Here is a 20,821-nt window from a genome sequence, read left to right as displayed (position 1 = left end):
CTAAATTCATGTTTCCTTTCACTATAAATAAAAAAGTAATCGCCTTGGTGTTGTTGGCTGGTACTACATTTTCTTCCTGTAGAAAACTGGTGGAAATAGGGCCGCCTACCACACAAGTGGGGCTCGACCAAGCCTTTGCCTCCGACGCCACTGCTACCAGTGCGGTATTGGGGATTTACAACGCATCAGCTACACGCGATGCCTTATTTCCACTCAGCGAAATGCCGGGACTTTCTGCCAATGAGCTGCAGAACAACGTTTCCAGTCCCGCGTTTGATGAGTTCAAAACCAATAGTATAACCATTACCAATAGTGTTGTGCAACAGGCGCTTTGGGGCTACCCTTATTCCACACTCAACCAGGCCAATACTATGTTGAACGGGATAACCCGGAGTACTACTTTATCATCTTCCGTAAAAAATCAGTTAACGGGAGAAATAAAAGTATGGAGAGCTTTTACGCTTTTCTACCTGGTAAACATGTTCGGGGATGTGCCATTACCTATTACCGACGATCCGATAAAAAATGCTACCCTGGCGCGTGCCCCTGCTACTGAAGTGTGGGTGCAGATCATCAAAGACCTCACAGAAGCACAAACGGTATTAACAGATGCTTACCCGGCGGCGTTGAGGACCCGGATCAACCGGCAAACTGCCAACGCTTTGCTGGCAAGGGTTTATCTCTATCAAAAGCAATGGGCCAATGCGGAAGCTGCGGCTAATGCGGTAATAAATTCAGGTCTTTATAGTTTGAATAAAAATCTAAATACCACCTTCAGCAATTCCAGCAATGAAGTAATATGGCAGCTGGCTACGCTCAACGGCATATCCACCTACATGAACAACCGGGATGCCAACGGAGGAAGTTATACCGCTACGCCTGGCTCTGTGCCGGCAGTAACGTTAACGGATACACTGTATAACTCAATGGAACCGGGCGATCTGCGTAAAGCCAACTGGGTAGCGGCCACCGATATCGGCGGTAAAAATTACAAGGTAATCACCAAGTATAAAATTACTTCGCTGCCAGCGGGGGCTTCTACCGGTAACGAGTTTAACGTCATGCTGCGCCTCGCGGAGCAATACCTCGTAAGGGCCGAGGCCAGGGCACAGCAGGGCAACCTCGCCGGAGCTATCGCCGATGTAGACACCATCCGCTCAAGAGCAGGATTGCCGATGCTCGATAATAGTGTTACCCAGCCTAACCTGCTGCTCGCCGTAGAACAGGAAAGAAAGGCTGAACTGTTTGGCGAGTGGGGCAACCGTTGGTTCGACCTGAAGCGTACACCCAGCACCAGCGGTGGCGGTAAAACACGTGCAGACGATGTAATAGGAGGCATGCGTCCCGCTACCTGGGCCAGCACCGACATTCTGTATCCGATTCCGGATGCACAGCGTGTAGCTAACCCGGCTTTAACACAAAATCAAGGATACTAATTAATCTTAAACCACCATCTGTTATATGAAAAAAGTACTCCCCATCCTGCTCAGTGGCAGCTTACTGGCGGTGGCCGCCAACTCCAACGGGCAGGCCAAAATCAGCCAGGACTCGCTGATGCGGTATTATAATCGCCTCGCCAAAGGCAGCGACGCAGAAAAAGACCTGCTGTCAGATAAAATGTATGCATTAACCAAAAGCAAAAAAGAAACAGACTGGCTTACCGCCGCCCAATACTTCTACCGGCTGAAGAAAAATAATGTGGGTGATTCTATCCAGGCTGCAGCAGAAAAGAAATTCCCTGCTGGTATTGTTGTCAGGAATAAATCGGTAGAGACTATCTATAACGAAAACGACCCGGCAAAGAAAGAAGCTTTATATAAAGCCTGGGTGAAAAAATTTCCCGAAGGAAAGCTGAACGTTGACCGGATTATTTACGACTACGCCCGCAACAGCGTAGGCACCGCCTATGCCATTGCCGACAACCTGCCTAAAGCGCTGGAGTATGCCAACAGCATCGTATCGCCCTTCTGGAAAGGCCAGGGATGGGTGGGAACAGCTGAGCGTATTGCTAAAAATGGGCACACTGCAGAGGCGAAAGTGCTGTTGAAAAAAGCGATCGACAATGCATGGGAGTTTAAGACCACCCGCAAAAATGAAGAAGGGGCCGGATTTGCAGCCATCGGCTATCCCGGCTACCTGAGTAGCTATGCCCAGTTACTGTACAACGATAAAGAATACGATTCCGCCCTGGTATACCTGAAACGCGCCGAGCAGGCCGAAACACCTGTCAGGCCGCAGGTAAACGAGATGTATGCAAAAGTGCTGATGGCAAAGGGTGAGTATCCCGAAGTATTTGCCCGCATGAGCGAGATCGCCGCCCAGGGTAAACTAAACAGCAATAACAAAGATTTACTGGCAGCTGCCTACGCCAAAGTGCGCAACGACAACAAGCTGGAAAGCTATATCGATTCCCTGAAAAGTGGCCTGAACAAAAAAATGCAGGAAGAATTTGCCAAACAGATCATCCAGGAACCGGCGCCCGGCTTTACGTTAAAGGATGTAGACGGCAATACCGTATCTCTTTCAGACTACAAAGGCAAAATCATTGTGCTCGACTTCTGGGCTACCTGGTGCGGCCCTTGCAAGGCCTCTTTTCCCGCGATGAAAAAAGCTATGGAAAAGTATAAGAACGATCCGAATGTAAAATTCCTCTTCGTACATACCTGGGAAAAAGAAGCTGATGCTCCAGCCAACGCCAAGAAATTTATTACCAGCAACAACTATCCGTTCGAAGTGCTGATGGACCTGAAAGATCCGGCTACCGGCGTTAACAAGGTAGTAGACAGCTATAAAGTGCAAGGCATTCCCACTAAGTTTGTGATCGATGGAAAAGGCAATATTCGTTTTCGTTTCACCGGTTTCAGTGGCGGAGATGATGCTGCCGTGGCAGAGGTGTCTGCTATGATTACGCTGGCAAATCAGCAATAGGTAAGCTGATAAGAGTAATGAATAACAGCAATAGCGGCGCGGAATGCGCCGCTATTGCCGCTTAAAGGAATAATACAGCATGTTATTCTTTGAAAAGTCTATATTTTTTATTAAATTAATTACGCCGCTGTTGTCATCAATGCCAGCCGGGATGCCAGCGGATATGGTAACAGTATAACTATCCTAAACGGAATGATGTTATTATCTTCATAAAAGATTAACATTGTTACTTCATAATCAAGATAAAAGCACCAAAGCCAACGGCTATATGAAAGATGACCTAATCCTGGAAAACATCGAACGTTATATTCATCTTGAAAAAGAAGAAGTCAACCTGTTATATTCGCTGTTAACACCCCGTGTCCTCAAAAAGAAATCATTCCTGCTCAGGCAGGGCGAAGTCTGTAAAACGGAGAACTTTATTACCAAAGGTTGCCTGAGAATGTACTCTATCGATGAAAGTGGTTTTGAACACATCGTTATGTTGGGCGTGGAAGGCTGGTGGGTAAGCGATCTTTTTAGCTTCTTTACGGGGGCTGCTTCAGAATATTATATAGATGCGCTGGAAGACACCGAACTATTACAGATTTCAAAGCCGGATCTTGAACGGTTATATGAGCAGGTGCCTAAGTTTGAGCGCTTTTTCAGGATACTGTTGCAGAACGCTTTTGTAGCGCAGCAGCGCCGTATTAATCAAAACCTTTCCTTTACAGCCGAACAGCGCTACCTGGATTTCATAAAAACATATCCCCAGCTGGAACAGCGTATCCCTCAAAAACAGGTGGCGGCTTATTTAGGCTTTACGCCTGTATTTCTCAGTATGCTCAGGAAAAAGCTAAGCCAGCAATAATTTCTTCAACCAGTTTAATTTTTTAGATTTTCCTGCGTCGTTTATTTGGGGTTCTAAATACATACTAATAGATGAAGCAGCAAATTTTTGGTACACGCAATGACTGGACAGGCCTGATCTTGCGTCTCACGCTTGGCCTGATATTATTTCCCCATGGCGCACAGAAAGTCCTCGGGTGGTTTGGCGGCCCCGGGTTCAGTAATGAAATGGCCTTTTTTACAGATACCCTGCATTTACCCTGGCTGATCGCGTTCCTCGTGATCATCATCGAGTTCTTCGGCGCACTTTCCCTGATCATTGGCTTTGCCTCCCGGACATGGTCGGTGGCTATTATTAGCCTGTTTATTGGTATCATTTTCACCGCGCATGTGGAGAACGGCTTTTTTATGAACTGGTTCGGCACACAAAAAGGAGAGGGGTATGAGTATCATCTGTTGATAATAGGCGTGTCGCTTGCCTTGCTGGTAAATGGCAGCGGCAAATATGCGGTCGATAATATTATGGTTAAGCCTGTGAAGGTACCGCTATCTGCCTTGGCAGTATCGGGCGCGTTGCTCCTTTTATTTACGGCTTGTAATCAGGCAGGGCCGGCAGTGGAGCAAAAAAATAAACAGTTGGTGGAACGATATTTCAATGAAGTCTGGAATAAAGGGCATGTGGAAGTACTGGATGAATTATTGAGCCAGGATTATATCAATCATACACCATCTATGCCTAATCCGCCAAAGGGTCCGGGTGGTTTGAAACCCATTGTAAATGCAATCCGGAAAGCTTTTCCGGATTTGCATTATACCCTTAAGGACGTTATTGCCACCAACAATAGGGTGGTGGCCCGGGTGATAATGACCGGTACACAAACGGATACTTTATTTGATATACCACCCACCGGCAAACAAGTGAGTGTTAACCAGATCAATATCGAAGAAATAGTGAATGGTAAAATAGCAGCACACTGGCGGGTTACCGATGAGCTAATGATGATGAAGCAGCTGGGAGTAATAGAATAATTGCTTTAGCCCAGCATCTTCCTCGAGTACTTGTTTTTGTATTCCACCGGAGTCATGCCCGTATTGCGCCTGAAAACATCCCGAAAGGTCTGTGTATCTGTATACCCAACATTGAGCATTACCTCTTGTATAGATTTTCTACCTATTTCCAGTTGTTTTTTAGCCCCTTCAATTTTAACCCGCTGTATATATTCGGCAACGGTGTTCCGGGTAGCTTTTTTAAAGCGTCGCTCAAAAGACCGCCGGCTCATGTTAAAGTGTTTCGCCAGTTCGTCAACGGTGAGTTTGTTTTTGTAATGCTTTTCGATATACAACTGCACATCTTTGATGTTGTCGTCGTGATGATCTTTCAAGCCATGGAACACGATGAAGGGGGATTGTATACTTTTATCGAGATCAATGACAAAGTATTTGGCTGCATAGATGGCAATTTCCCGGCCTGCATATTTTTCTACCAGGTGTAACAGTAAATTCCAATAAGCATTTCCTCCTCCGCAGGAATACAAACCATGCTGGTCGGTGATCATACGTTCATCTGCTACATCGATAGAAGGATGGTAGTACTTCAGCTCATTGGCATAGTTCCAATGGGTAGTGCATTGCCTGCCTTGAAGAAGACCGGAGAAGGCGAGCAGAAAAACGCCGGAACTTAAACAGGCGATTTCCACGCCCTCTTTGTATTGTTCAGCTGCCCATAGCGAATAGGGCGTATTGAGCATAACAGCAGTACTCATATCGCCGGTTAGGGCAGGAATAACAATAAGGTCTGCGGCTTGTATGTCTGCCAGCCGCACATCAGGGGTTACTTTAAAAAGACCGCCATTATATTTTACTTCGTCGGTAATGCCAGCCAGCCGTACATCAAACAATGGCTTTTTCCCCTTATCGGTTAGGAAGGTGTTTACCATGGTAAAAACATGCTGGCAGTCGGCAATCGAAGCCACCGCGGCATTTCTTACGGTGAGGATGAATATCTGGATCATAATCACCAAATATAGATCAAATGAATGACGCAAATACCCACCATAAGTTGCCGTATTTACCATTTATGATAACTGCTTTCTGTCTTTACCTTTGTTTCCATTAAATAAATCATCATGCAAGCAATCACCACCTATTTCAATTTCCTAGGCAATACCGAAGAGGCCATGAATTTCTATAAGTCTGTTTTTGGAGGAGAGTTTACTTCGTTTGCCCGTTTCAAAGACGCACCCGGCAGCGAAAATATGCCACCTCACGAGCGGGATAAGATTATGAATATTATACTGACCACAAAAAGCGGTGCCGTTCTTATGGCGACTGACTTTCTTGAATCCATGGAACAAAAAGTGGTATTAGGGAATAATATACATCTGGTAATTCATGCCGATTCAGAAGAGGAAGTAGATACCCTGTTTAAAACGCTTTCCGCTGGAGGAAAAGTAGAAATGCCGGTGAATAAAACTTTTTGGGGAGCCTATTTCGGCATGTGCGAAGATAAGTTTGGGATTAAGTGGATGCTGAGTTATACATATCCTGCCGCTAGTTAATGAGAGAAATTTCAAAGGATGACGGAGAGGCTGTGTCAACGCAGTCTCTCCATCATCTTACAAGCCTAACAACCTCTCCGCATTTCCGCCTGCTATCCTCGCTACATCTTCGGGAGGCAATGGAATACGCTCCAGCAACTGCTTTCCCACTTCATTTGTGCTAAAGGGGTAATCTACCGAAAACATAACATTATCAATCCCGAAAGTTCCCAATGCAGCCATCAGTGGCGGTAAGGTGAAAATCCCACTCGTGGTAATGTGTACCTGGTCGCGCAGGGTTTGGCTAACTGTACGCTGGTGATACCCTATACCGGAAACACTGAATTTTTCATCCAGCCGCGACATCATCATCGGTATCATTTCGCCCATATGCCCAATGATGATCTTTAATCGGGGATACCGGTCTAATGTTCCGGTAATGATCAAACGGAGTACGTGTAGGGCTGTTTCTGCATGCCAGCCCCAACCGCCGCAAGCCAACATTACACCCGTTGATCCAGGCAGATCGTTGTAATAGGCTTGGGCTACCGCCTCAGGCGGCAGGCCGGGATGCAGATAAAGGGGCATTTCTAATTGTTCTGCTTTTTGCAGTAGTGGCCTGAATTCCGGAAGATCCAGGAATTTACCATTGGTAAGGCCGTTGATCAGGGCTCCGCAAAAACGATGTTCTTCTTTTGCTCTTTCCAGCTCATTCGCCGCGGCCTCGGGAGAACACATAGGCAAATGTGCGAATGCCTTAAATCGGGTGGGATGTGCGGCAATTTTTGCAGCAAGCAGATCATTATATCTCATGGCAAATGACAGGGCTTCCCGGGGAGGTAAACTTTCTGCGCCCCTTCCCACTACAGATAATACCTGCACATCAATGCCATTATCGTCCATTGATTTTAAGCGGGTGTCACTGATATCAGCGAGTTTCTCAACTGCCTGCGGAGGCAAAGGCCATTGCTGTATCTCATGGCTAAATTCAGGTAGGGCAATGTGTTCTTCTAATGTTATAATACGCATAGCTGATTGAATTGGATAAGCTGCAAAAGTCCAGCTCTTCAATAGCTATATTATTGATCCGGATCAAATAATCAGGATCCGGATTTTATCCTGCTGAGTGCTTCCTGGGTGATATTAAGATAATTGGCTATTAACTTGTTAGGTAAACGGAGTACCATTTCCGGGTTTTCCTTCAGTAGCAGTTGATAACGCTCGCGTGGATTTAGCGTAATAAAATCTTCCAGCCTGCTGGTGTTAATAATATAGGCCTGTTCCAGAAAACCACGATAGAATTTTTCCCAACTGGGAATAGTGTTCAACAGGGAATAAAAATCCTCACGGTGGATATAAAGCAATTCCGATGACTCAACAGTCTGTGTATCTTCTTTGAGCAAGGTACCATCGATAAAAGATGTTAAAGACGTAGAAAAAGAATTTTCGAAAGCAAACCGGCGTGTAGCTTCTCTCCCATCTGGCTTTATGTAATATACCCGTAAACACCCTTTGTTGACGAAAAACATTCGTCTCGATAGTTCCCCCGTTCTGCCAATTATCTCATTCTTTTTTGCAATCAGGAGATGAAAACAAGAAAGCACTTGCTGTAAATCAGCTTCACTTAATTGAATCCTGTCTGTAATAAATTTAGTCAGCTGTTCATGCATGCTAATTGATTGTAGTAGCAATAATAAACAAAAGAAGCGGCATCTTAAACTTCGTATCTCGCAACGTTAAAGTCCGCATTTGCTTAGTTAGCGGGGCACAGTGAAAATTTCCTTAATTGGTGGAACCCTGCGGAAGGGTGAATAGAATAAGCGAAGATAGAGAATATCAGATCTATCTCCGGTTAAAGCAGAAGTTTGAAAGTTAGCGACTGAAGCGCTGGAATGAAATGGCATTAATTATAAACCAAAAAGACACCGCTCTCGCGATGCCTTTAAAGCCACTTCAGTCCGCCTGCACAAAGGTTGTTTTTTGATTTTCTAGGTACCAAGGTCAACCTCCAGGTATTGCGAAAAACCGAAGGACTTTTTATCATAAAATGTTTTCATCTCGTTGATTTCGTTTTTAAATTCTTGTAACATGCTATTTTGTTAGTAAGAGAGCTCCCTACCCAAATTTCGTCCCCAACGGCGATTGCCACTGTTCCCCATCCAAAGTCCCGGCTGCCTCCATCAATTAGATAATTAGCAGTAAACGTTACCGGATTAATTTCGGCCACTGAAAATTGATTGCCGCCTACTAAATGTTGAAGCGAATGTGCCTTAAAAAGAATAGCGGGATTTGCTTTTTGACCGGTTAGGAGTAGATTTCCTTTTTCCGTCCAGCGTAAATTGTCGGTGAGAAAATCCAACTGGATATAGGAATCAACAACGGCTTTATTCAGTGAAAACTTCCATAATCGGCGCTTTGCCCATTCGGAAACATACAGAATTTGCCCATCTCTGGATATTTCAATGCCATTGGACCCTGATAGCAATTTGTCATTAAGAGTTTGCCATCCCTGGGTAGAGGTCCATTTCCAAACCTGTCCGGTAGGCTCGCCTTTTTCGAACTCGTCAATGAATTTTTTATCTGCAGGGTCATACATACTGGTTACGAAAACCGTTTCGTCGGGAGATACTACAATTCCATTGGCCCATACAGTTGTTGGAAGCCCTATACTCTTGCTCCAGGTAATCTGTAGGTCCTGGGACCGTAAATCAATATCAAAAACCTCAATTGTCTCTTTGCTTCCATGGTTTATAACAAATAGCCGGTACTGATTGATGCCGGTTTGAAGACAATTTATTCCATGCGGTCTAAACAGTGTATTGAGATTATTGCTTTTTAAAGGTGCCTGGCCTGGGAAAATTACTAGTGGTGGGATACCCTGTTTCTCCAGATCAATAGCCATAAGCTTCCCGGATTTAGCCGTCGATGGACTGTAGCAGCTGACAATGATCCAATGAGATCCTGGTAACTGGAGCAGGTCCTCTGGTCTTTGTACGCCGGTTAGAAATCGCTCTGGTGGATCTTGTGCCATAAGTTTTTGCAAGGAATCCAGCGCTAACAAGAGGGCCGTCACTAGCAGCCCCCTTGTGATATATCTTTTTGTCATTAATTAATGTATTAATTTTCTGGTAGGTCGCCCTGTGCTTTTCAGAATTTAAGAACTGCAAGCCCCGGCTCATTTGCAAAACCAGCTTAGGTTATCAGTGATCAATCATGGCCATAGCACCTTCGCTGTAACGGGCGCCAATATTCGGATATTTCGCAACTATGGTATCAATCAATGCCAGTTCCTGATCGGTCAATTGAATCTCAACTGCACCGGCATTTTCTTCGAGATATTTTCTCCTTTTGGTTCCGGGGATAGGGATCACATCGTTGCCTTGGGCCAGTACCCAGGCTAACGCCAACTGGGCGGGAGTACAGTTCTTATCTTTTGCCAATAGGGCGAAATCGGCAACAAGCCTGGCATTATTTTCAGCATGCTCGCCATGAGAGCGTGGCAATGTTCGTCTGAAATCGTCTTCGGCGAGACTATTAAGATCGAGCCCATTGGAAAATAACCCTCTGGCCAGGGGAGCATAGGGAACCAGGCTGATTTGTAGCTCCCTGATAGTTTTCAGGACGTCGCCTTCCACATCACGGGCCATTAATGAATATTCGCTTTGCAAGGCGGTAATTGGATGGATCTTATTAGCCTTTATGATGGAAGCGGCTGATGCTTCGCTCAAGCCGATATAACGGACCTTGCCTTCTTTCACGAGATCGGCCATCGCGCCGACTGTTTCTTCAATTGGTACATTCGGATCAACCCGGTGAGCATAGTACAAATCTATGGTATCAATTTTCAGGCGTTTCAGGCTTTGCTCCACAGCAATTTTAATCCAGGCAGGGGAACCATCGAAAAAGGTATTTGCAGTTCCGCTAGGCCCTGCAATGCCATCTTTAAACCGGAAGCCAAACTTTGTCGCGATAAATATCTTCTCCCGGTTAGGAACCAACACCTTTGAAATAAGCTCCTCATTCGCTCCATTGCCGTACATGTCAGCCGTATCCCAAAAGTTAATGCCCAGATCTAATGCCTTTTCAAGTGTGGCTATATTTTCCTTCTCATCTGCCGGGCCATAGGCAAAGCTCATACCCATGCAGCCAAGGCCGATAGCTGATAGTCGTTCATTGGTTTTTCCCAGATTTCTATATTGCATAGTCATTAAATTTTATTCTATGCAAAGGTAGAAATGGGGAAAAACGCCTGTTTATAATAATCAAACGGATGCTTATACTATTCAAACAGCTATATTACGAAGCTGGTTGGGCGACATGCCGGTGTGTTTCTTGAAGAAATTGGTAAAATAGGAGGGGTACTCGAACCCAAGACTATATGCAATGTCCGCAATATTCCAGTCTGTATGTTGCAGGAGGGCGCTTGCCTCTTTGGCTATCCGGGCAGCGATCTGTTCAGAAGTCGTTTTTCCCGTGGTTTCCTTTACAGAACGGTTCAAATGATTAACATGCACCGACAGCGCATGAGCATAATCAGCAGGAGTTTTCAGTGACAGACTTGCTAATGGGGAGTCTATGGGAAACTGACGCTCCAGCAGCTCCAGGAATAGCCCCGAAACCCGCGCCGAGGCGTTGACATAAGTTCCAAAACTGTTAGCTGGATTGGATTTCATTGACTCATGGATCAGCAGGTGCAAATAACTACGCAGCACATCATATTTCTGAGCATAGGTGGAAGCCATTTCCACCATCATCTTTTGAAAGATGGCAGAAATTTCCTGCAGCTGTGCTTCTCTGGGAAAGAAAATGGGATTGCTCCCTATTTTAAAGAGTGGGGAATCTTTTAGGCTTTCTACGCGTTCAGTGTGCTGGATAAAGCCTTCAGTAAACAGGCAGTACCATCCGGATTGGTTTTCGGACTCCGGTTCCCAGGAATAAGGGACTACCGGATTGGAAAAAAGCATTGCAGGGCGGTCTATCTGTACCCACTTATCTGCATAATACAGCTTACCCGTCCCTATGATCAGAGATGCCTTATAAAAGTCCCTGCGGCTATAAGGTGAAACAACGGAATAAGACTCCCTGCTGAATACATTAAAATGACCTATCCCCGCATTATTTGTTGACTGCGGCGAAACAACGTCCTTGGGAAGTCGTTTGTAAAAATCCTCAACACTTTCTGTCGTTTTCATAATATGAAATTATAAAAATCAAACATGATTCCAAAGGAAGAAATAACGATACCTGGTAAAACGCATGGAATGGCCCGGAGGATCTTTATTTGCCAGGATTCAGCACGGCCCGACTTAACATCATTACAAAAGGCAATGCTGCACTATAATTTAGCTCATCATATTCTTGTCTAAGTAGTCTTATATTGTTATAATATTCGTGATGATGCAAATAATAATACTTTTCAGATTGTACAAACCATGCCTGGGGTCCTAAATGTTGTGCAAGAAACCATTTTTCCAGTAAAATCGTCAATTTTCTTTGTATAGTCCGGCTGGAATTCAATCCCGAATCTTTATGTTTTATGTAAGAATCCAGCTCAATAGGTTCTCCTTCAATTTTACTGGAATAAACGGATGCTACTGAAGTATAAAAACTGAAATTTTCATTGGATAATGCTGCATCTTCTAATGCAGCAAATTTAGTGGTCAGAACATTTGCATCAACTTTATCCTTGAATTGCCGTAGCAGATCATCTTTTACTATTTGAAGCGGATAAGTGCTCATGATGCAAAGAATGAAATAAATGGCGAAATGTAATGGTAGAAATATAACGATTCTCTTACAAAACAAAAAAGGCACCGTTCACGCGATGCCTTTTTAAAATCTTCAGAACGCCAGTTCTGATTATGTACCGGGAATGAAGACTTGTTAGAACCGCTTTTTCATGCAGCTGATTTTGTTTTACAGCTTTATGAAGAACAAGATATTTTATAGAAGCTTTATTCTAATAAATCCTATGTCTCCGTTACTCTTGCTAAAGACTTGCGAAAATTTCTATTTTCCTGTAAATAAATATTTTATACAAAAATATTTGCAATAATTTATAAATAACTGATCGATAGATAAATGCGGAAAACTTTGCTGTTGACCTGATAAAACATTGGGGGAATTTTTTAACTGGCACATATAGTTATTGTGATGAATAAGCACTCTTTTAATGCGATGAGAGATTATAGATAGCTATACTTCGATGGGCTTTTCGGTCGCTTTAGCAGTAATTTTCTCCGGTTGAATCTGATTTATCGCATCTTCTGGCAGATACCTGTTTACTTTTATGACAATAAACAATCTAAATAATCTAGAATATGACAGCTTATATTAAGCAGCTTAACAATGACCTGGGAATACTGCTTATTCGTATTGCCACAGGGGGACTCCTGGTATTCCATGGTATTGCAAAATTCCAACATGGACACGACTTTGTCCGGGAAATGCTGGCCGAAAGAGGTCTGCCAAAATTCCTGTGGCTTGGGGTACCGCTGGGGGAATGCATCGCACCTTTATTTCTCATTCTCGGTGTGTTTACCCGCCTTTCAGGAATGATGGTGGCCCTGGTCATGCTTTTCGCGCTTATCCTCGCACATGGCGGCTCTACGTTCAACATCGGTGAAACCGGAGGGCTCGAAGGAGAGCTGGCAATGCTGTTTATGCTCTCAGGTATAGCGTTGTTTTTTACTGGTGGGGGAAGTTATGCTCTGCTGAGACCTAAAAACGATTGGTTGAAATAACCCCTGGACTGGCAAGCACGAATTATCAATATTGGACGAGGTATTGCCCGCTTGCAACATAAAACTATTGTTATTCCATTTCTGCTGGTGCCTTTGGCTTATAAATTCTGACTGGCACACCTACTTTTACCTGGATATCTACAACGGCCTGCCTTCGGGATAGGCCGTTTTTGCTTGCCCTCCCCTTATTCCGGCTACCAGGATGCTTAGGAAGGAAATATAGGAGCGGGTTCCCCGTTCCTTACCATTTCAATATCAAATCACCACCCCTCTTGCTGGTGAAGGCTTCACAAAAGTTAATGGCGCTTTGTGAGCGCAGCTTTGCGGTGCCGTTCATGATGGAATTTAGTTTACTTCGTTTTCGTGTGGCCTGACTAATTTGATGGAATTTACTCGTTAGAGCAAACATGAGATAGATAACATAGGTGAATTTCTCTTAACTGAAGCAAAAAAATTATTGAACGATGATATATATTTGAGGGGCGACCAATTAACCAGGACTTTATTTAAAGTTCGGGAAGCACCTGATATCAGCAAGACTACTAAGAATGCATTTAAAATAAATTATATATTGAGTATTGATCCAATATACGAGGACAAGATTCTGCTGTTGAAAATTGCGGAAGGGGATGAAACTGCGTTTCGCCTTTTTTATGACCGCCATTGGAACAGGATTTATACAATGGCATTAATGTATCTCAAAGATGTTCTGGAAGCGCAGGATGCTGTCCAGGAAGTGTTTGGGAAGCTTTGGTCTGTTCGGTATTCTTTAGAAAAGGTTGATAATCCGGCAGCATACTTGTATGTATTAGGGAGAAACTATATTCTTTCCTCCCTACGGAAAAAAACGAATGTTGTAGTTTATGGAGATGCCTTAAATAGCATTGATTCTGAGAGCGACATGCCTGCCGATGGCTTGGTCAGCTTCAAAGAGGTCTCTATATTGTTAAACAGGGCGGTTGAGGAACTTTCTCCCCAACAGAAAAATGTTTACCGGCTGGCTAAAGAGGAGGCTATGCCGCTTAAAGAAGTGGCAGAAAGGCTTGGAATATCCTATTCTACGGCAAGAGAGTATATGAGTTTGGCCTTAAAGTCAATAAGAAAATTCCTGTCAGAACACTTAAAAGAGCTGCCTGTAGTGGTAGCGATTTTCTTTTTATAGAAAAAATTCCTGGAATTTTTTTTTGATCCCCCCACAACGATGATAATTCTGCGTCAATAGTTATATAAACAGGCTTTGATTTAAAATTAGCAGATGAACTCAGAGACTTTCAGCCATTTACAGCACAATTATAAAAATGGGACAGCTACAGATGCTGAGAGGGAGTTGTTTTTCAAATTGTTGAAAGACAATGAACAGAAATTTATTGCCAACCTGGATGCTGATTTTCTGGAACCTAACTCAATACAATTGGGAAGCCCGGAAGTAGGCGAGTTTATTTATCAATGTATTGCTGAAAAAATTGAAAGAGAACCTGTAATGCCGACTATGTCTGAAACTGCGGGTCAGGCCCCCCGGGAAATTTACGCAGCTGGTGAGCAGGTAGTACATCCGTTAGGGCCTGTAAGACATGATGATCAGGGAAAACACCCGACTTTTGTTGATCGCATTCGCGCTATGCGTCGCTGGGTCCAAGCTGCGGCCGTAACATTGATCATACTGGCAGCAGGTAGCTTTTTCTGGTTACAACGGTCTTCAAAGCAGGTCATGGTTCAGGAACATCCGATTACTGATATTGCGCCAGGCTACAACAAGGCTATACTAACCTTGTCAGATGGTTCTACAAAAACACTGGACGCTACCGGCAAACAGGTTATTCAACAAGGGCAAACGGCAGTAAGCCAGAATGGTAAAAGCCTGCAATACAATGTACAGGGTAATACGGCTCCTGTAAGTTATAACACACTAACAACTCCTCGTGGCGGTCAATTCCAGGTACAGCTGCCGGACGGGACTAAAGTCTGGCTGAACGCAGTCAGTTCCATCCGATTCCCTACTGTTTTTCATGGTGCTGAACGTTATGTAGAAATTACAGGCGAAGTTTATTTGGAAGTGGCAAGGAATAAGGACATGCCGTTTCGCGTAAAAGTAAATGGGCACACAGAGGTGTTGGTATTGGGAACCAGTTTTAATATCAACGCCTACCGGGATGAGCAAACCATTAAGACGACTTTGCTTGAAGGTTTGGTTCGGGTTAGAAGTGGCGTTGATTCGCTACAGCTGCGTCCGGGTCATCAAATACAGACACATTGGTCCGGTGGAATCAACAAAGCTTTGGCAATTCAGGATATGGACGATGTGATAGCCTGGAAGAATGGTTTTTTTAGTTTCAACAATGCAGGATTGGAAGAGGTGGCCAGGCAACTACAAAGATGGTATGGTATCGACATAAAATTCGAAGGACCTGTTCCTGAAAAAATATTTAGGGGACAATTGGACCGGGGAGTGAAGTTAAGCGCCGTATTAAGCTGGCTTACGGAGTTGGGGGTAAAGAATAGACTGGATGGTAACGTTTTGATAATTTCCAATAAGTAATTGAAAATATAAATAATGTAGAATCATAATAGGGACAAATAGCCTGCACTGCTTTCTGTAATAAAGAGAATCGATTTTAAATTAAGATTGTTATTTAATCATTAATCAACCAAATACTGCATAAGCATGAAAGAGAATGCTTTCTGCGGCCGGGATGTCATTGCCAACTGCCGCCGCACAGCGAAATCTATAGTTATAAGAAGACTAATTATCCTTATACTGTTTACATACTTGTCTCATGTAGCACAAACTGCATTTGCACAGACAGTCAGTGTAAGTTTATCAGGCAGAAATTTGCCGGCTGAGAAGATATTTTCAGAAGTCAGAAAACAAACTGGGTATGTTTTTACCTACACAGCTGATGTGATTGTACTCATGAAGCCTGTTACCATTGATGCTAAAGCGTTACCCTTATCTGAGTTTCTGAACCTGGTTTTTTCCGGCCAGCCGGTCGGGTACACGGTACAGAACAAGAGTATATTGCTGTCCAAACGGCCCGAGAACGTCCGAAAGAACGAAATGGGTACAAACTTGACAGACATTGTGGGGACCGTAATTGATTCCACAGGGATCTCATTACCCGGTGCTACTGTCTTCATAAAAGGAACGTCCCGGAAAGTAGTGGCAGATGGCAATGGAATATTTGAAATTGAGGCTTCAGAGGGAGAGGTTATTGTTGCTAGCTATGTAGGATATAAGTCCAGGGAACTGAGAATTACAGCTCAACATATTCAAAAGGAGAATATTGGCTTTCTCATGCTAAACCAGGCGCCCAATACAATGGGTGCAGTGGAGATTGTTGTTAATACAGGTTATCAATCTATGTCGAGAGCCAGAAGTGCTGGTTCGGTTGCAAATGTAAATATGAGTACTGTTGCCAACAGATCGAGTAGTACCAATTTGTTGCAAAGGCTTGACGGGTTGGTGCCAGGCCTGGTAGTTAATAATGCTCCATCAGGCGAGCCGTTGTTGATTCGTGGACTGACTTCTCTTAACTCTACAAGGTCGCCTTTGATTGTTGTGGATGGAGTAGAGTTGCCGAGTAACATTACTTCAACTGAGTCTCAGAATAATGTTTTTAATTCTTCTAATCCTATTGCCAATATCAACCCGCAGGATATCGCCGATATCAGCGTTTTAAAAGATGCTTCTGCCGCTTCCATCTGGGGAGCCAAGGCGGCTAATGGCGTAATTGTTATCACGACCAAAAAGGGCAAAAATGGAGAAAAGCTGCGTGTTGAGTATGACGGTTTTTATAATTTCCAGGGAAAGCCTGATAGAACCTATATTCAGAGAATGAATAGCAGCCAGTTTATTACTGCTGCTAAAGAACTCTTTCCTCAATATGTACCATACTACTCATGGGGGGCAGCGCAGACCCTGGCGCCGGTTCCTCCGCATCTTCAAATTCAGTATAATTTGTATCGGGGGTTAATTACGCAGGCGCAGGCTGATAAATCGCTGGATAGTCTTGCTGCAATTGATAATCGTGCCGAAATTCTGGATCTTTATTATAGGAATGCTGCTACTACCAACCATACTGTATCTCTTTCGGGAGGTAATCGTATTTATAGTTTTTACGGTTCCCTTAGTTACACTGGCATACAAAGTACAACGCCGGGCGAAAAGAACAATACTTACAAAGTAAATCTTCGCCAGGACTTCAATGCTAATGAAAGAGTCCAATTTTCCATCATCACAGATTTGACCAACACCGTTACGGGCGCTTCGAATCTCGGCAGCAGTATAACTGATCCCGGGGTGTCGTTTGTTCCCTATCAGCGGTTCCGGGATGCCAGTGGCAACGCTTTACCCGTAAACTTTCTCGGAGCGTACAGCGATTCATTAAGGTTGGACTATGCCGCAAGAAGCCGTGTTAACCTGGATTATGTACCACTGCAAGAGTTTGACCGGGGCTACTCAAAGGGTTCAAATATTGCAGGCCGCGTGGTTGGAAGCGCAAAAATAAAATTGGTGAAGGGACTTCGTTTTGAAGGTACCTATGGTTACCAGACTTTCTCCAGTAATAATAGAGTTGTGCTCGATGAACAAAGTTATATAGTGAGAAACCGTTTGGTTTCTTTTACTCAGGCTCCAATGACAAGCAGCATTCCCAGGTATTGGTTACCTGAAAGAGGTGGAACGTTAACTGTAAATAATGCTTCTCAGAAAAACTGGACAGTAAGAAATCAGTTATTTTTTGATCAGGCCTGGGGGAATCATCAGTTGACGGTCATGGCGGGACAGGAAGCGACCAGCATGACTCCTTTGTTGACTTCCTCGACTTACTACGGCTGGGACGATCAACTACAATTATCTAAGCCCGTTAATGTTGATACCCTTATGAAGGGAATAAATGGTACGGTTCCGGGAAGAACCATGGTATTGGATGTAAACAACGTTAGGGGTGGAGAGGGAGCCATAGCAAGAACGGTGTCTTATTATTCGACAATTGCTTACATGTTTAGGAATAAATATGCATTTAATGCAAGTTGGAGAATTGATCAGAGCAATTTATTTGGCCTAGCCAAATCGGCACAGAACAGGCCTGTATATAGTGTTGGTGGCAAATGGTTGCTGAAGGAGGAGAATTTTATGCAGCAGGTTAATTGGATCGATAGGCTGGATTTTCGTTTAACATATGGTATTGCGGGTAATGCGCCACGACCTGCCCAGGCTGCCTCTTTTGATATCTTAAAGGCGGATGCAAACGTAAATTACGTTACCGGTTCGGGCTTAATTGTTAGTACACCCGGAAATGATAAATTGACGTGGGAGGGAACTACCGTGTACAATACGGGCCTGGATTTTGACATCCTGGGAGGTCGGCTATCGGGAACAATTGATGGTTATCTCAAAAAAACTACCGATCTGATTGGACCACTGGCGACAGCGCCACTTACCGGATACGCAACGGTTACCGGCAACTACGGAGACCTTGAAAACAAGGGAGTAGAGCTGAGTCTGACCTCTTTCAACCTGAAAAATCGGAATTACTATTGGAGCACTACCTTAAACATTGCATACAATAGCAATAAAATTACCAGGTTGGCAACTGAAACTGCCATTACTACAGGAACAGGTATGATCGACGCTATGTTTGAACGACCATACTTTGAAGGTCATCCGGCTTTCGCCAACGTTGCCTTCCGTTATGGTGGACTTAATACCTCCGGAGATCCGCAAATAATACAGGCAGATGGAAAGCTGTTGTCTACCCGAAATGGTTCGAAACCGGAGGATATGCTGTTTATGGCTACTTCTCAGCCAGTATGGACGGGGGGGCTGTTTAATACATTCGAATACAAAGGTTTTCAATTGGGTATTAATATAAGTTTTAATCTGGGGTATAAATTATTCCGGGATGTAAATACATTTTGGACGGAACCATTATTTCAGAATGCGGCACACCCTGAATTTGCAAATCGATGGAAGCAGCCGGGAGATGAGAAACACACGAATATTCCGCGTTATGCTTATAACACCGATATCTCAGAAAGCCGTAACACCATTTACTATCAATATGCAGATATCAACGTGTTTAACGGGGCTTATGCGAAGATCAGGGAAATTACGTTGGCTTACAGCCTGCCCAAAAGTGTAGTGCATCTTATAAATGCCCAGGGACTGACCTTCCGGGCGCAGGTTTCAAATCTTATGCTGTGGAAAGCTAACCATCTGGGTATCGATCCGGAGTTTCATTCAGCTGGTGGCGCCAGATTTATGCGTACCGGACAAGGTTCTCTGACGATTGGCGCACACCTGATTCTTTAATTTAACTAGTATGAAAAGGATGAAAACAAAAAATATATTATTAGTTCCATTCCTGGTTATCTCCGTTATGTTGCAGCCGTCCTGCTCAAAGAGTTTCCTTGAAATTGAACCAAAGGGGGCTGTTATTGCGAAAACGACAGCGGACTATGAAGAGTTGCTCAATGCAATTAGTCTGGGAGGTAGTTATGCTGCTGGTATATACATGGGGGATGAAATGGCGGCGCAGGAGTCATATATAAACACAGCCGCGCTTCGCACGCAACGCCTCTTCAGATATGAGGACAGGGTGTACGATGAAGATGAACTACCGACTGAAACCTGGTACCTCAGCAGTGTCTATGTTTTTAATAAAGTTATTAGTGAAGTAATGGCATCCGCCAATGGTTCCGATCAGAAGAAAAAGACGCTTCTTGCTGAAGCCCGGGTTGGAAGAGCATTATGTCATTTTTATTTCCTGAATGATTATTCAAAACCTTATAATGCTGCAACCGCAAGTACCGACCTGGGCGTGCCCCTGTTAACAGCCGCTGATGTAACCAGGACGCAGTTTGTCCGGGCGACAGTTCAGGAAACTTACGATTTTATCATCAAAGATCTTACAGAAGCGCTTCCAGACCTCGGTCCGCTGAAACATCGCCGCAAATTCTCAAGAGCTGCGGCAGAATTTTTATTGGGGCGTGTGTATTTATTCATGGCCAGATTTGAAGATGCCAGAACTCACATCGATGCTGCCTTCGGAGAGATTGCTAAATCACAAATTCCATTGGCATTATACGATTACAATGTTGTATTGGACCCCGATGCCAGCGCTACCTGGCTTCCCGATTTGGGATATGGTTTGTCCAATTACCCGCTGGCAGCGGTTAATCAAGAGGTAATATATAATGTGAGCATGGGTAACTTTCAATTACAAGAGGCTAATACCTTTGTTTTCTCTCCACAGACTGCTGCGTTGTACAAACCTTCAGATAAGCGGTTGTACATGTTCACAGGATATGAGCTTTTTAATCCGGATGGCGTTTTTCCTCGTGGAATGAGACGCTACTCAGCAAACTTATTTTTTGGGATTGATATTGGTCCGGCGCTCCCCGATTTATACCTGATGAGAGCTGAACTTAAAGCCAGAGCAGGTGATTTGGCCGGAGCCGTACAAGATTTGGAAGCGCTGCGTAAGAAACGAATGCCTGCGGAAGCAGCGTCTGTTCCGTCAGATGTAGCCGGCAATAAAGAAGCCCTTGTCAGATTCATCCTGGAAGAAAGGATTCGTGAGTTCGCGACTTCCGGGAGCCGTTGGATGGATATGCGTCGGCTATCTGTTGATCCCGTTTACAATACTACAGTTAAATACACCCATGAGCTGTACGACGCTCAAGGAAATGTCGTCGCTACCTATAAGCTCAGACCAGAAAGGTTCGCGCTAAAATTCGGAGAAAGAATGTTGGCCCAAAACAAAGGGCTTGTTGAAAATCCATAAA

General features: G+C 44.1%; 17 protein-coding genes. 10 read left to right on the top strand and 7 right to left on the bottom strand.

The genetic code is table 11. The features are described 5' to 3' along the window. Positions 1-8: 8 nt before the first annotated feature. The 4 genes from HGH90_RS27485 (at position 9) to HGH90_RS27470 (ending at position 4,785) form a co-directional block, all read left to right on the top strand. A complete protein-coding gene (locus tag HGH90_RS27485; protein ID WP_169192374.1) occupies positions 9-1,436 on the top strand; it encodes a RagB/SusD family nutrient uptake outer membrane protein in 1,428 nt (475 codons plus the stop codon). Between the two features lie 25 nt (positions 1,437-1,461). After that, positions 1,462-2,928 carry a TlpA disulfide reductase family protein gene (locus HGH90_RS27480; RefSeq protein WP_169192373.1) on the top strand — a complete coding sequence of 489 codons (1,467 nt, stop codon included), beginning with the start codon at positions 1,462-1,464 and terminating at the stop codon, positions 2,926-2,928. 268 nt (positions 2,929-3,196) lie between these two features. Next, positions 3,197-3,778, top strand: a complete 582-nt coding sequence (locus HGH90_RS27475; RefSeq protein WP_168767339.1) for a Crp/Fnr family transcriptional regulator — start codon at positions 3,197-3,199, stop codon at positions 3,776-3,778. A gap of 71 nt (positions 3,779-3,849) precedes the next feature. Next, entirely contained in the window at positions 3,850-4,785 is a 936-nt protein-coding gene (locus HGH90_RS27470; protein WP_169192372.1) for an ester cyclase, read from the top strand. A gap of 5 nt (positions 4,786-4,790) precedes the next feature. Here HGH90_RS27470 and HGH90_RS27465 read toward each other — a convergent pair whose 3' ends face one another. Beyond that, positions 4,791-5,768, bottom strand: coding sequence for a GlxA family transcriptional regulator (locus HGH90_RS27465; RefSeq protein WP_169192371.1), 978 nt, complete (start codon positions 5,766-5,768; stop codon positions 4,791-4,793). 114 nt (positions 5,769-5,882) lie between these two features. Here HGH90_RS27465 and HGH90_RS27460 point away from each other — a divergent pair, with 114 nt between their 5' ends. Beyond that, positions 5,883-6,314, top strand: a complete 432-nt coding sequence (locus HGH90_RS27460) for a VOC family protein (protein ID WP_169192370.1) — start codon at positions 5,883-5,885, stop codon at positions 6,312-6,314. A gap of 57 nt (positions 6,315-6,371) precedes the next feature. Here HGH90_RS27460 and HGH90_RS27455 read toward each other — a convergent pair whose 3' ends face one another. The 6 genes from HGH90_RS27455 to HGH90_RS27430 form a co-directional block, all read right to left on the bottom strand. Beyond that, positions 6,372-7,322 carry an amidohydrolase family protein gene (locus HGH90_RS27455; RefSeq protein WP_169192369.1) on the bottom strand — a complete coding sequence of 317 codons (951 nt, stop codon included), beginning with the start codon at positions 7,320-7,322 and terminating at the stop codon, positions 6,372-6,374. A gap of 71 nt (positions 7,323-7,393) precedes the next feature. Next, positions 7,394-7,963: a Crp/Fnr family transcriptional regulator gene (locus HGH90_RS27450; protein ID WP_168767224.1), complete on the bottom strand. Its 570-nt coding sequence runs from the start codon at positions 7,961-7,963 to the stop codon at positions 7,394-7,396. 383 nt (positions 7,964-8,346) lie between these two features. Continuing rightward, complete coding sequence (locus tag HGH90_RS27445; protein WP_169192368.1) at positions 8,347-9,195, bottom strand: SMP-30/gluconolactonase/LRE family protein; 849 nt, start codon at positions 9,193-9,195, stop codon at positions 8,347-8,349. A gap of 298 nt (positions 9,196-9,493) precedes the next feature. After that, on the bottom strand, positions 9,494-10,495 hold the full coding sequence (locus tag HGH90_RS27440) for an aldo/keto reductase (protein WP_169192367.1): 1,002 nt from the start codon (positions 10,493-10,495) through the stop codon (positions 9,494-9,496). An 81-nt stretch (positions 10,496-10,576) separates the two neighbouring features. Beyond that, complete coding sequence (locus HGH90_RS27435; RefSeq protein ID WP_169192366.1) at positions 10,577-11,485, bottom strand: helix-turn-helix domain-containing protein; 909 nt, start codon at positions 11,483-11,485, stop codon at positions 10,577-10,579. A gap of 85 nt (positions 11,486-11,570) precedes the next feature. Then, on the bottom strand, positions 11,571-12,032 hold the full coding sequence (locus HGH90_RS27430) for a hypothetical protein (protein WP_211172694.1): 462 nt from the start codon (positions 12,030-12,032) through the stop codon (positions 11,571-11,573). A 581-nt stretch (positions 12,033-12,613) separates the two neighbouring features. On the opposite strand from HGH90_RS27430, the gene HGH90_RS27425 reads away from it, so the two are divergent. The 5 genes from HGH90_RS27425 (at position 12,614) to HGH90_RS27405 (ending at position 20,820) form a co-directional block, all read left to right on the top strand. Continuing rightward, complete coding sequence (locus HGH90_RS27425) at positions 12,614-13,036, top strand: DoxX family protein (RefSeq protein ID WP_169192365.1); 423 nt, start codon at positions 12,614-12,616, stop codon at positions 13,034-13,036. 457 nt (positions 13,037-13,493) lie between these two features. Then, the gene (locus HGH90_RS27420; protein WP_169192364.1) at positions 13,494-14,198 is read left to right on the top strand and encodes an RNA polymerase sigma factor; all 705 of its coding nucleotides are present in this window, start codon (positions 13,494-13,496) and stop codon (positions 14,196-14,198) included. A 180-nt stretch (positions 14,199-14,378) separates the two neighbouring features. Further along, positions 14,379-15,572 (top strand): FecR family protein, encoded by a 1,194-nt coding sequence (locus tag HGH90_RS27415; RefSeq protein ID WP_169192363.1) that lies wholly within the window; start codon positions 14,379-14,381, stop codon positions 15,570-15,572. A 126-nt stretch (positions 15,573-15,698) separates the two neighbouring features. Then, entirely contained in the window at positions 15,699-19,346 is a 3,648-nt protein-coding gene (locus HGH90_RS27410; protein WP_169192362.1) for a SusC/RagA family TonB-linked outer membrane protein, read from the top strand. Positions 19,347-19,356: 10 nt separating this feature from the next. After that, positions 19,357-20,820, top strand: a complete 1,464-nt coding sequence (locus HGH90_RS27405) for a RagB/SusD family nutrient uptake outer membrane protein (RefSeq protein WP_169192361.1) — start codon at positions 19,357-19,359, stop codon at positions 20,818-20,820. Position 20,821 lies beyond the last annotated feature (1 nt).

It is taken from the genome of Chitinophaga sp. Ak27, assembly GCF_012726295.1.
GTDB lineage: Bacteria > Bacteroidota > Bacteroidia > Chitinophagales > Chitinophagaceae > Chitinophaga.
Note: the sequence above shows the minus strand (reverse complement) of the source record. Positions and strands in the feature narration are given on the sequence as shown.